Source organism: Clostridioides sp. ES-S-0010-02, assembly GCA_020641055.1.
In the GTDB taxonomy this organism is placed as follows: domain Bacteria; phylum Bacillota; class Clostridia; order Peptostreptococcales; family Peptostreptococcaceae; genus Clostridioides.
Window position 1 is genome coordinate 2226702 of the sequence record CP067345.1, and the last position, 13779, is coordinate 2240480.

Here is a 13779-nt window from a genome sequence, read left to right on the forward strand (position 1 = left end):
GCTACATTGTTATTAATAAAAATAACTTACAAATATTCATATTTTAATTTTAGGAGGTTTAAATTTGAATAATGATAAGAAAATTATAAAAGTACATAATAAATCTGATAAACCTGATAATATTGTCATCAAAGAAAATGAACTTATAGAAAAATGTCTACTTTTGGAAAATAAACTTCCTGCATTTATGAAAGATTATTTTATATATTTAAAAGGTTCTGTTGCTGTCTCTACACGACTTGCTTATTTAGAAGATATAAAGTTTTTCTGTTTATACATGATTGAGACAAAGGAATTAACAAGTGCAGATTGTATAAAGGACATTACAGAAAGTGATTTTAACATGATAAAATCAAGAGATATAAACTTATTTTTAGGTGATTATTGCAGTAGATATTATAAAAATACAGAGAAAAATACATTGATTTTTGAAAATAACAATAGAGCTCTGGCAAGAAAAAAATCATCCATCTCTACTCTATTTAAATTTTTATATAGAAATTCTCAAATAGATAGTAACATAACTGATGGATTTAATCCAATAAAGCTACCTAAACCACAACCAGATGCTATCAAGCGTCTTGAAATAGATGAAGTTGCAAAAATGTTAGAGTCAGTAGAAACAGGTGAAGGTCTTACTGAAAAAGAAAAAGTTTATTGGAAAAAAACTAGATTACGTGATAAGGCTATATTAGCTCTATTTGTTACATATGGGCTTAGATTAAATGAACTCAGAGAACTTAATATCTCCTCTTTTAATTTTTCAAGAGGTGAATTTAAAATATATAGAAAACGTGGAAAAGAAGTCTTAATGCCTATAAATCATACTTGTGAACATGTAATAAAAGATTATTTACAAAATGAGAGAACAAGAGATGACTTACTAGATGATGAAGTTAAAGATGCATTGTTCTTATCTCTTCAAAATAAGAGGATTACAGCAAAAGCTATAAGAACACTTGTAAAAAAATATACCTCTATTCCATTAGATACAACTAGAGATAATGGATATAGCCCTCATAAATTAAGAGCAACTGCTGCAACTTCTCTGATTCAAACAGGATTTTCTATATATGATGTTCAAAATTTACTCGACCATGATAATGTCACGACTACTCAACTTTATGCCGCACATAAAAAAAATGTAAAACGTGATATAGTTAAGAATTTTGAATGGATTGAAGATGATTAAAAATCAGGAACAAATGTTTGCAGATATAAATGGATTATGTTATAATTAAAAATATAAATGTATGGAAATAAAAACAAAATATGTTTGGAAATGAGTGATGTTATGTATTTAGATCTAACTGAAAAGCAAGTTTTAATACTGGAATTTATAAAATCTCAAATCATATTAAAAGGCTATCCACCTGCTGTAAGAGAAATATGTACTGCTGTAGGGTTACGATCTACTTCAACTGTGCACTCTCATCTAAATAAACTTGAAAAACTGGGATACATAAGAAAAGACCCTACTAAACCAAGAGCTATTGAAGTTTTAGAGCGTAGTAAAGTCAATGATGTTTCTGGAGCTAACCAGGAAATAATAGAACTTCCTTTAGTAGGTCAAATAACAGCTGGAGAACCCATTTTAGCTCAACAAAACATAGAGGAATATATTCCATTCCCTGCCAGTTTAGTAAAGGGCAGTAATAATTTTGTATTAAAAGTAAAAGGCGAAAGTATGATTAATGCAGGAATTTTAGATGAAGATTACGTTGTAGTAGACAAAAAAAATACAGCCTTAAATTCTCAGATAGTGGTTGCACTTATAAATGGTGAATCTGCGACGGTCAAGAGATTCTTTAAAGAAGGAAACTCTATAAGACTTCAACCAGAAAATGATTTTATGGAACCAATTATGCTTAAAGACTCAGAAGTTGAAATTGTAGGTATTGTAACTGGTGTATTTAGAGTTATAAAATAACTATTAAAGAATATCAAAAAAATAAGCTATTTAATAGATAAAATGTATCTTAATTTCTTTATTTTATCTGTTTGGAATAGCTTATTTTTATATGCATTTACTTTTTTATAATATTTAATGCTTTTTATTTATTATTTCTCATACTTTAGCTATTGATATTTTAACTATTGCTTTCCATAACATATATCACATGGGTCATTTTTCTTACTTTCTGCAATTGTACCTGATAATATTTTTTTACTTCTTGAAAGCCCACTACAATTTTTAGTTGAGTGATAACTCTTCCCTTTTGGAGTAAAATACACTGTTTTTGACGAATTTGATACATTTTGTTCCTTATTTAAGGATTCATTTTTGTCTGTATTGTTATTTAAATTTTCGTAGTTTCCATCTTCTCTAACACCATTTTTGTAACTTCCATCTTTACAGCTTGTAAAAACTCCATCACCTGTAGATTCAAATACTATATCTGAACATTCGTCACTTCTATGTACTTTTACACCCATCTTTTTTAATTTGTTCATTGTTTCCTCATGTGGATGACCATATGAATTACCTTTCCCAACTAAAATTACTGCATATTCAGGGCTTACTTTATCTAAAAAAGCCTGAGATGAACTACTACGAGAACCATGATGAGCTACTTTTAAAAGGTCTACTTCTCCAAGTTTTGATAGTATTTCTTTTTCTGTACCTTCCTCAGCATCACCTGTAAATAAGGCTTTATCATTACCATTAGTATATGCAAGTACTAGTGATTGTTCATTAGTAGTATCTCCTCCATTTGTATTTAGAACTTCAAAATAGGAGTCTTCAAGATAAAATTTTTTATTTTCAAGAGGTACACTTGGAGATAAATCCTTATTTGCTAAAGCATTTATAAAATCTCTGTAACTCTTTGTTTCTGCTGAACCATTTGATACAAAAACATTTTCTATATTGAAATTTTTTACAACAGAATCAAGTCCCCCTAGATGGTCTGCATGAGAATGAGTAGCTATAAGATACTTAATATCTTTTACCCCTTGATTATTTAGGTAGTCTACCATTAAATTCTCATCATCGTTATCTCCCCCATCTATCAACGTAAAAGTTTTGCCCTCTTGAATTAATATTGCATCACTATTTCCAGTATTAATAAAATGAATTTTTATATTTTTATCATTTGATATACTACTAGATAAAGTTTCTTGGTTATTTGATTGATTATTTTCACTGTCTGTTGCACTACTACATCCAGTTAAATAAATAGATATAGAAATTATCAATAAAAATACCAAAGCTTTAATTTTACAATTTCTTTTGTTTTTTATATTACCTTCTATCATAACTTACTCCTCCATTTTCACAATACTTTATGTCATCTACCGACTTATTCTATCATAATTAGCCATTTGATATCAATATTTATCCTATACAGTTAATTTATCTTGTATTAATAATAAAACAATAATATCTCAACTTTTTTTATTTTAATAATATAATTTATTAACTTTTTATATATTTTTAAGTAATAATATTTAATATAATAGTAATGATGATAAATTACAAAATAAAGGATTTTTAAGCTTTAATCCATTGGAAAAATATACTATAATATATGTATTAACCAAGAGAAAATAGCTAAATAAGCTATTCTTAGTAATATAAAAATATATTTCTAGATTTTGATAACTGTCAGTTTAACTATCATAACCTATATTTGAGGAAAGAAATTCCCATTTCAAACCTAGCTAAAGGATGAGTTATTGACAGAATTTTTACTCAGGAGGTAAAAATGGAAGATAATTCACATTATACACTCATTCTAGCATTAGCTGATATAATTGTTGGAAAACAAATAGATACAAAAAAAGTCACTAAATCGCTTGAACTTATATGTAATAGTTTTTCGTTTGAATGTGCTCTAGTATATGAAGTAGACCAATATAATCATTTTAATTTAATTGAGAATTACAGTTTGAGTGACATAAAATTATGTAATAGTTTCAATGCATATGAAATTGAATCGGATTTTCAAAAGCAATTAGCTCATCAGAAAATAATTTATTTAAATAAAAATAAAAATTATAAACCATGTGAGATTGATTTTATGAATATTTTTCATGCAGAATCTTTGATTGGAATATCTGTGATAGATGAGAATTTTAATAATTATGGCTTTATTTTATTTTTAAATACTACATCTAGGAAAATAGATTTTTCTGATTCTGAACTTAATACACTATGTATTGTCCTTTCACTACTTGAAAAGTATTTAAGTGTAAGAATACATAGAAATAAAGTTTTCTTCACACAGACTGCACTTGAAAGCATAATAAATAATACAGGCATAGATATTTATGTCATTGATTTTTATACATATGATATTATATATGTAAACAAGTCAATGGCTGAACCTTATGGTGGGATATCTCAATTTTTGGGTCAGAAATGCTGGCAGGTTCTTTTCCCTGGGCAGACATCTCATTGTGAGTTTTGCCCACAAGAAAATCTTATTGATGAAAACGGCAACATTACAGGAGTACATACCTGGAATTATCAAAGACCTTTTGATGGAGCATGGTTTAGAGTATTTAGTACAGCTTTCAGATGGATTGATGGTCGTCTTGCTCATCTTGTTAGTAGTGCAGATATAACTGATAATAAAAAGAATGAAGAATTAATTGAATATATGGCAAATTATGATGTATTAACAGGTCTTCCAAACCGAAGAATGCTTATTGAAGAATGTAAAAATAGAATTGACAATGCTAAAGAAGATGAGCAAGGATATGTAATCTTTTTCGATATTGATGGTTTTAAAGTAATTAATGATAATTATGGGCATGATGCTGGTGACGAGTTTCTTATAAAATTGGGGGAATTCTTCTCATCAATTCCACTTCTTAAAAATTCAGTTTATAGAAATGGTGGAGATGAATTTGTTGCTGTAATTGGTGGTGACATTACAAAAAATAACATACGTAATTTAGTAAGTTTTATACATGAAAGGTTTAAAAACCCATGGAATTTAAAAAATGGTTCTATATATTGTAATACTAGTGTTGGTATAGCTTGCTATCCAGAAGATGGAAATAATGCTGAAGAATTAATTAATAAAGCAGATCAGGCAATGTATCAAATTAAAAAAGCTGGCGGTTCAGGAATATGTTTTGGCTACCAGTTAATAAAAAATGATTAAATCTAAATTTTTTAATCAGCAGTAAAAGGGTAATAACTAATTCTAGTTATTACCCTTTTACTAATTAATTGTAACATGATATGAGTTTTTACGATGTTTTTTTACATAATATTTAAATAATAATTTATAAAGCAATAACATAGAAAATTGATACCTTATAAGTTTTATATTATATAAAATGAATTATTTTACATCAGTAGTACCCAGTTATGCATTTTAAACGCCCATTTATGTTTAAAATATTGCAAAATTCTTCCAAAAACTATAATATATTAAATATCAACAAAAATAAATAAACTTTTTCCTTAAAGAAGGCTTAAAGCTCACACCAACTGCCTTCTTTTTTTTTATAATTTTTTAACTATTTATTTTGATTAATATTTATTTCATATTTTAGCTCTACTCTTCTAGATGCATCTCTATTTACACTATTATCTCCGTTTTTTAAGAGTTCAGCTTTTGACCTACCTATTGCAATAATATGTTTAGTTACCTTATCTTTATATTTATAATTACCTATTTCATCTCCTACTATAAATTTAGCAACGCTATATGCCCTTCTTTGTGATAAATCTAAGTTATAGATATAGCTTCCTACATCGTCTGTATGGCCTTCTATAACTATTTTAGATATATAGTCGCCATAATCTTTATAAATAGTTTCTATGTACTTTGGAACAAACATTTTTAACATCTCTTTAGCCTCTGGTTTCAAGACATCACTATCTACATCAAACATTGTCCTTTCACCAAAAGTTACTTGACCATTAGCCTTATCCACTTTCACAGGTATACCACTTTTTTTAAAGGTATCTTCAACAGAAGCATTCACATTTTTAGCTAAATCCTGTTCAACTGAACCTGAGATACTTTCTGAACTAAATAATATAAGAATTACAACCATCAACACAGTGGATAATAAATCTGTAAATGTTGGCCAGAAACTACTCTTTTCAAATTCTCTGTTAACAGTTCTTCTATATTTATTATTCATTTAACTCATCCTCACCTATGACCTTTATTTCTTTCTTTTCTATCTCATAAATTTCTTCACTTAAAGGATTAAATATACTATCAATATTACTTTCAAATAAGTCTTCACTATCAAGAGGAACTTCGTCTTGCATGAAGGAGTTATTAAACATAACATCTAGCTTATCTTGAATGTCTAAAGAATTCTCAAACATTATATCTAGTTTGGCTTGTAAGTCATTAGAAAAGTTCTCAATAATACTTGAAAGATTCTTAATTGAATCGTCTAGAGTATATTTTTCGTCTAAAAGAATTTTTTGATTTTGAGATATTTTGTTTTCATGAGTCATTAATTTAGTTAACAAATCTTGAGCACTTCTTTCATATAAAGCAAATCCTGCATTTATATTTCTTATATAATCTTTAATTTTATGTTGGCTTTCAGTGGAATTATATATATTTTTTGAGGATTCTTTTATATCAAATAAAATTTCCTTATTTATATTATCTTGATTATCGTACTTATCAAACAGTTTTACAAATTTTACATTTAAAATATTAAACTGTTTATCTAATTTTCTTACACTTTGGTCAAATGTCTTAATAGAACTTTGAGAGCCTTCTAAAAGACTTTTTAAAGCTTCTATTCCACTAATAAATTCGTCATTAAAATCATTTAAGTCTTTAGATATTTTATCAAATTTTTCAATAGCTTCTATAGACTTGCTTATTTGTTTTATTGTATTTTTTACCTCCTCTACTTTTAAATCCATTCTTTCCGATTTAATATGAGTTACCTCAGAAGTCAGTAGATTCTCAGCTTTTAACATTATTTGTATCAAAACATGTTCACAGTCTTTTATCTTTGTAAAATAGCCTATAATTAGAGAAAATACTACTCCAAATATACTAGTTGTAAATGCAGTTTGCATGCTACTAATAGTCGAAGGAAGTGAATTTATAATATCTTTAGTATCAACACATAAAAGCATTGTAGAAAGCCCAACAAATGTACCTAAAACTCCAAGTAATATACTTATTGAAGATGAATTTTTTATGCTCCTAATTTTTTCTAATATCGGTAAGTTATTATATTTTAAATCTGATACAACTTCTTCTACAAACGAAGTTATATTTACATCAGCATAAGGATTTTCTTTACTATATGTATAGTAATCATTCCTTATTTTGCTATAAAATACACTCGTTTTATAGTCTTGGTTGATTTCTTCTAGTTTTGAACTTACAAACAAATACAACTTGTTGTTTTCCATAATTTTAAAAATAGAATACACAGTTATTGCAAGTAAAAATAATATAGTTATTGGATTAGTAAATATTGACTCTATCAAATTAGTTATTATGTTACTCAATTTTATCCCCTACCTTATAATTTATTTATCTATAATTTATACGTACAAGTTACTAAGAAAATACGTAAATAAACAAAATATTTATATTATATTTATGAAAAATGGTACAAATAGGTTGTAATGTTAATAACATAATATATACGAGCTAAAAGTTATAGGGGGTGGCATAATGAATGACAACATAGTAGAAGTTAAAAATATCAATATGAACTTCTACACTAAGGAAGGCGAGCTTGAAGTATTAAAGGATGTCAATTTTAATTTAAAAGAAGGTGAAATACTAACATTACTCGGTCCTTCTGGAAGCGGAAAATCTACAATTTTAAATATTCTTACTAATCTTTTAAAACCAACTAGTGGTGATGTAAAGATTACTGGAAATATTGGATATATGTTTCAAAAAGACAATCTGCTTGAATGGAGAAATATAATGGATAATATAACTATTGGTTTGGAAATTCAAGGGAAAAAAGATAAAAAATCTTTAGATAGAGTTGAAGAGCTTTTAAAGACTTATGGACTATGGGATTTCAGAAGTATGTATCCTAAAGAATTATCTGGTGGTATGAGACAAAGAGTTGCTCTTATTAGGACACTTTCTGTAAATCCAGATGTTTTACTTTTAGATGAACCTTTTTCAGCTCTTGACTATCAAACTAGACTGTTGGTTTGTGATGATGTTTATAGTATTATTAAAAATGAAAATAAGTCTACTATTTTAGTTACACATGATATTGGTGATGCACTTTCTATAAAAGTGCAACTTTAGGAATTAATCTATTTTATTTAAATCCATCCATTTAGATTCTAACTCAGATATTTTTCATGATAATACTCATGAATATGAAGTTGTTATAGTCAATCTTAATATGTATGAAATGTAGAATAGTTGAGGGTGCTATTGCTTCTAACGAGCTAGGAATTATAAAAAAGTCCTTTTAATCTTAAAAAGGGGTTTGTGCTATACAGTAAGATAGTAAAGCTATTTTCATAAGGTTTTCATATTGACAGTTTTGCAATAAAGTTATAATATTAATAGGATTGTAGTTTTTTATAGCATATGGAAAATTATGTTCATTTTAAAACTATTAATAAATATAATTTTTTATATTTGGATAATCGTAAAATTAAAATAAAGGATGATAAAAAATGACAGAACAAAATTTAAGCTTGATTGATGAAGTTAAAAGAAGAAGAACCTTTGCAATCATTTCCCATCCCGATGCAGGAAAAACTACATTAACTGAAAAGTTTCTATTATATGGTGGTGCCATTCGTGAAGCAGGATCAGTTAAATCAAGAAGATCTCAAAAACATGCAGTATCTGACTGGATGGAAATTGAAAAACAAAGAGGTATATCTGTTGCATCAAGTGTTCTTCAATTTGAATATAACAACTTTTGTATAAATATTCTTGATACTCCAGGGCATCAAGATTTTAGTGAGGACACTTATAGGACTCTTATGGCAGCAGACTGTGCAGTAATGGTTATTGACTCTGCTAAAGGTGTCGAGGATCAGACAAAGAAATTATTCCAAGTTTGTAAAATGAGAGGAATACCAATTTTCACTTTTATAAATAAAATGGACCGTCAAGGAAAGGATCCCTTTGAACTACTTGAAGATATTGAAAATGTTCTAGGAATTCGCTCTTGTCCAGTAAACTGGCCAATTGGTTCTGGTAAAGAGTTCAAAGGTGTGTTTAACCGTCATAAAAATCAAGTTGAACTATTTGATGATGGTAACCATGGACAATCTATTGCTAAATCTACAACTGGAGATATATCTGATGAAAAATTTAATACTTTATTAGGTGATGCTCTTCATGAAAAACTACTAGAGGATATTGAACTTTTAGATATTGCTGGAGATAATTTTAATTTAGACGGAGTATTAAATGGTGAATTGACGCCTGTGTTCTTCGGAAGTGCCCTTACCAACTTTGGTGTAGAACCATTTTTAGAATCGTTCTTAGAAATAACACCTCCACCAAATCCTCGTAGCAGTAATTTAGGTGATATTGACCCTAATTCTAATAGCTTCTCAGGATTTATATTTAAAATTCAAGCTAATATGGATAAATCTCATAGAGATAGAATTGCATTTTTAAGAATTTGCTCTGGTAAATTTGAAAAAGGTATGACAGTAACTCATGTACAAAGAAATAAAAAGGTTAAACTTTCACAACCTCAACAGTTTGTAGCCCAAGACCGTGTTATAATAGATTCAGCTTATCCAGGGGACATTATAGGGATACATGATCCAGGAATATTTAATATTGGTGATACATTAAGTGAAAAAAAATCAAATTTACAATACACTGGTATACCACAATTTGCTCCTGAACATTTTGTAAGAGTATCTACAAAGAATGCTCTTAAAAGAAAACAGTTCTTAAAAGGTCTTACACAATTATCAGAAGAAGGTACTATACAGATATACAAACAACCTAATTTTGGTATGGAAGAACTTATTGTAGGAGTCGTTGGAGTTCTTCAATTTGAAGTTTTAGAATATCGTCTAAAACAAGAATATGGTGTTGATATGATAATGAATACACTACCTTATCGTCACATACGTTGGATTGAACCTGATACTTTCAAATCGGATAAGCTTTCAATACCAATGGATACAATACTAGTTGAAGATAAAAATAGCAATCCAGTATTGTTATTTCAAAATGAATGGTCTATTAGACATCTAATTGAAAGAAATGAAAATTTAGTTTTAAGAGAAACTTCTTTATAAAAAATAAATATTAATGCCCCCTACGTCTATTTTTAAACGTAGGGGGGAGATTTCCGATTTTCTTTTTTCTAACCACTCTTCTCTTTTAATGCCATTAGTCTCATAAAATATATGTGAATCCAAATATTTTCTCATTTGTTTTTCCTCTCTTATATCATATGTATACCTTATCAAAATTTTAAGCTTTAGCTTCACTTTTTTCTAAATCTTCTTCTAGTATCTTAAAGGCTTTATCTAAAACTTCCTCAGGATACTTTTTTCTTAATGCATTTACAAACCATATAGCTTTAGCTGATTCTATTTTTTTTAGTTCCAGTGGATTTGTAGGAAAAATCTCCACAACTTTTATATCCATATATAACCCCCCTATGCCTTAATTGAGTTATTATATTAATCTATGAGGTTATAGACTTGTCTTGACACAACTAATTAAGTCTCAAATTTTCTCTATGAAAACGAAATCAATATTTTTTCATATGATGCAATAAAAATGTATTATTAACATTTAATGTATTCTTTACATCATATATTTATATATAAGTAAATAATAAAACACTATTAATACCTATACGTATTGAAAATACTACTATAAGGGGTGAACTGATAAATACATCTACTCTTTTGTGATATGAAATTGAATACCAGAATATTACTTATTCAAGTCAATTTATACCAAAGTTTAAGGGGGTTAAACTTATGAAGGCTGCAATTTATTCAAGAAAATCAAAATTTACGGGCAAAGGTGAATCTATAGAAAATCAAATACAACTATGTATGGACTATGCTAAATCTGTTGGTATAAAAGATTTTTTAATATATGAAGATGAAGGCTTTAGTGGTGGTAATATAGATAGACCTCAGTTTAAAAAAATGATGCAAGATGCAAAAGCAAACAAATTTGATTATCTTGTGTGTTATAGATTGGATAGAATATCAAGAAATGTATCTGACTTCTCTACTCTAATAGAAAAATTAAATAAACTAGATATATCTTTTATATCTATCAAAGAGCAATTTGACACTTCTACTCCAATGGGAAGAGCTATGATGTTTATATCTAGTGTATTTGCACAGCTTGAAAGAGAAACAATAGCTGAACGTATAAAAGATAATATGTATGAACTTGCTCGTACTGGGAGATGGCTAGGTGGTAAAACACCTCATGGATTTAGCAGTAAAAAAATCAAATACTTAGATGAAAACCTAAAAGAAAGAAGTATGTATCAGTTAGAAGTTAGTGATGATGAGATGGAAGTTGTTAAAATAGTTTATGCTAAGTATCTAGAACTTAGATCTTTATCTCAATTATACAAATATGTTTATCACAATGGAATAAAAGGTCCTCGTGGTGGTAAATTTGACCCTAGTTCATTATCTGGTATACTTAGAAGTCCTGTTTATGTAAAAGCTAATGATGTTGTTGTAGAATATCTTAGAAATAATAATATGGAAGTTATCGGTACTCCTGATAATGAATGTGGAATACTTACTTATGCTAAAAATACATCTACACCTATAGCAGCTATTGCTAAACATAAAGGAATTATAGATTCTACTACTTGGCTTGAAGTTCAAGGTTTACTTGATGCTAATCGTGATAAGAGTCCAAGAATTGCTACTGGTAAAGTTGCTTTATTATCAGGAATTTTAAAATGTTCTAAGTGTGGTTCTAATATGAGAATTACTTATAAAGGCAAACGAACTGATAAAGAATTAAAGTATTATTATGTATGTGGTACTAAAAAGAATCTTGGTGTTGATGCTTGTAATTGTAAAAATCTTAAAGGACCTTTAGTTGAAGCTATTGTTATTGAAAGAATTAAAAATTGTAATGTAGAATCTATTATAGATGCTTTTCATGAAAATAAGATTAAAGTTGATAATGCATCAAATAGTATTAATAGTGAGATTAATTTATTTAGGAATTTTATTAAGGATAAAGAAAAAATCATCAGTAATTTAGTTATAGAACTTGCTAAAAATACTGGTAGTGTTGCTTCTAATTATATTATCTCTCAGATTGAAAGTTTAAATAGTGAAATTGAAGAATTAAAAGTTAAGGTTAGAAACTTAGAAGATAACAATGCTGATATTAAAAATGCCAGTGTTAATTTAGATATTGTTGTTAGTAATTTAGAAAAGTTTAACAATATGGTTGATGATGCTAATTTGGATAATAAGAAGTTATTGTTGTCTACTATTATTGATTCTATAGTTTGGGATAGTTCTAGCAACACTCTTAGCATTGTTTATATGGGTGCTGACATAGATGACTTAGTTTCGTTGTCTGATAGGTCGCACTTTTGTAGCGATGGCAGAAGCAATAAGCATATCAGATAAAGTTGCAATACTATCTAAAAGACCAGCTACTATAAAAAATATTTATGATATTGAACTTAATATGGATGGAACAAAAACGCCTCTCAAAACACGTAAAGTTCCCGATTTTCAAAAGTATTTCGACATCTTATGGAAGGAGCTAGATACACATGAGGCTTAATAAAAGATCTGAAGGATATATAAACTATATTAAAGGTGTAAAAAGAGAAAAAAGAAATGTATTATTTTATCAACTATTAATTTTAATTGGCTTTATTATAATTTGGGAGATTTTAGCTGATTTAAACGTTATAAATACTTTTCTATTCAGCAAACCAAGTGATATTTACAACTTGTTTATTCAATATGCATCTAGTGGCCAACTATTTAAACATATTGGAGTATCTGTATATGAAACAGTTCTTGGTCTTGTTATAGGAACTGTTTTAGGTATTTTAGTAGCTATTGCTCTTTGGTGGTCAGAAAAATTATCAAAAATATTAGACCCATTTTTGGTAGTTTTAAATGCTCTTCCTAAGACTGCTTTGGCTCCTATAATTATAGTTTGGGTTGGTGCTGGAATAGAAGGAATTGTAGTAACAGCTGTAACTATTTCCGTTGTTGTTACCATACTTTCGGCCTATAATTACTTTATGAATATAGATGAAGAAAAATTAAGATGTTAAAGAGTTTTGGAGCTAGCAAATCACAAATCCTATTTAAACTTATATTACCCGCAAATACAGGAAATTTAATAAACTTAACTAAGATTAATATTGGTATGGCTTGGGTAGGTGTTATAGTAGGAGAATTTTTAGTATCAAGATATGGAATAGGATACTTGATAGTTTATGGCAGTCAAGTATTTAAGTTAGATTTAGTAATGATGGGTGTATTCGTGTTAGCTGTTTGTGCATGGGCAATGTATGCTATAGTTAACATTATTGAAAAAATATATAATTCTAGATAAATAAAAAATATTATTTAGTAAATTTTAATCATTCTAGTATTTATAGGATAGTTTTCTAGAAATACTAGAATTGTACAATTAAAAAATTATAACTATATAACTTTAATATGTGAAACTGTAGGAATATTTGTGAGAAACATAAAGCAAATTTACCTACAGTTTTTAGTGTATAAAATCAGTAAAATAAGTTAGATATTTACTGATTTTATTACATAAATCCAATAGTACAATTCATCTTTCCATAATATCTGGAGATGTATCATACAATCTTATTTTTTATTGA

11 protein-coding genes and 1 pseudogene are annotated in these 13779 nt (G+C 27.9%); 8 read left to right on the top strand and 4 right to left on the bottom strand.

The features are described from left to right. The first annotated feature begins 64 nt into the window (after positions 1-64). Both JJC01_10090 and lexA read left to right on the top strand, forming a co-directional pair. A complete protein-coding gene (locus JJC01_10090; GenBank protein ID UDN56551.1) occupies positions 65-1192 on the top strand; it encodes a tyrosine-type recombinase/integrase in 1128 nt (375 codons plus the stop codon). A gap of 102 nt (positions 1193-1294) precedes the next feature. After that, positions 1295-1930, top strand: a complete 636-nt coding sequence (gene lexA, locus JJC01_10095) for a transcriptional repressor LexA (protein UDN56552.1) — start codon at positions 1295-1297, stop codon at positions 1928-1930. 164 nt (positions 1931-2094) lie between these two features. Here lexA and JJC01_10100 read toward each other — a convergent pair whose 3' ends face one another. Next, positions 2095-3258, bottom strand: coding sequence for an MBL fold metallo-hydrolase (locus JJC01_10100; protein ID UDN56553.1), 1164 nt, complete (start codon positions 3256-3258; stop codon positions 2095-2097). A gap of 449 nt (positions 3259-3707) precedes the next feature. Here JJC01_10100 and JJC01_10105 point away from each other — a divergent pair, with 449 nt between their 5' ends. Beyond that, positions 3708-5114: a sensor domain-containing diguanylate cyclase gene (locus tag JJC01_10105; protein ID UDN56554.1), complete on the top strand. Its 1407-nt coding sequence runs from the start codon at positions 3708-3710 to the stop codon at positions 5112-5114. A gap of 361 nt (positions 5115-5475) precedes the next feature. On the opposite strand, the gene JJC01_10110 is transcribed toward JJC01_10105, so the two are convergent. Further along, complete coding sequence (locus JJC01_10110; GenBank protein UDN56555.1) at positions 5476-6108, bottom strand: OmpA family protein; 633 nt, start codon at positions 6106-6108, stop codon at positions 5476-5478. Beyond that, positions 6101-7459 (bottom strand): methyl-accepting chemotaxis protein, encoded by a 1359-nt coding sequence (locus tag JJC01_10115; GenBank protein UDN56556.1) that lies wholly within the window; start codon positions 7457-7459, stop codon positions 6101-6103. Before JJC01_10115 ends, JJC01_10110 begins: the two co-directional genes overlap by 8 nt. Positions 7460-7628: 169 nt before the next feature. Between JJC01_10115 and JJC01_10120 the strand changes: the two genes are divergently transcribed. Together JJC01_10120 and JJC01_10125 are read left to right on the top strand one after the other, a co-directional pair. Beyond that, positions 7629-8228, top strand: coding sequence for an ATP-binding cassette domain-containing protein (locus JJC01_10120; GenBank protein ID UDN56557.1), 600 nt, complete (start codon positions 7629-7631; stop codon positions 8226-8228). A 380-nt stretch (positions 8229-8608) separates the two neighbouring features. Further along, positions 8609-10207 carry a peptide chain release factor 3 gene (locus JJC01_10125; protein ID UDN56558.1) on the top strand — a complete coding sequence of 533 codons (1599 nt, stop codon included), beginning with the start codon at positions 8609-8611 and terminating at the stop codon, positions 10205-10207. Between the two features lie 178 nt (positions 10208-10385). Here JJC01_10125 and JJC01_10130 read toward each other — a convergent pair whose 3' ends face one another. Next, positions 10386-10562 carry a hypothetical protein gene (locus JJC01_10130; protein UDN56559.1) on the bottom strand — a complete coding sequence of 59 codons (177 nt, stop codon included), beginning with the start codon at positions 10560-10562 and terminating at the stop codon, positions 10386-10388. A 341-nt stretch (positions 10563-10903) separates the two neighbouring features. Here JJC01_10130 and JJC01_10135 point away from each other — a divergent pair, with 341 nt between their 5' ends. The 3 genes and pseudogenes from JJC01_10135 (at position 10904) to JJC01_10145 (ending at position 13496) form a co-directional block, all read left to right on the top strand. Then, positions 10904-12547, top strand: coding sequence for a recombinase family protein (locus tag JJC01_10135; GenBank protein ID UDN56560.1), 1644 nt, complete (start codon positions 10904-10906; stop codon positions 12545-12547). Further along, complete coding sequence (locus JJC01_10140; protein UDN56561.1) at positions 12519-12707, top strand: sulfonate/nitrate/taurine transporter ATP-binding protein; 189 nt, start codon at positions 12519-12521, stop codon at positions 12705-12707. The genes JJC01_10135 and JJC01_10140 overlap by 29 nt, the downstream gene beginning before the upstream one ends. Next, positions 12697-13496, top strand: a pseudogene (locus tag JJC01_10145) (ABC transporter permease). Before JJC01_10140 ends, JJC01_10145 begins: the two are co-directional and overlap by 11 nt. Positions 13497-13779: the final 283 nt, after the last annotated feature.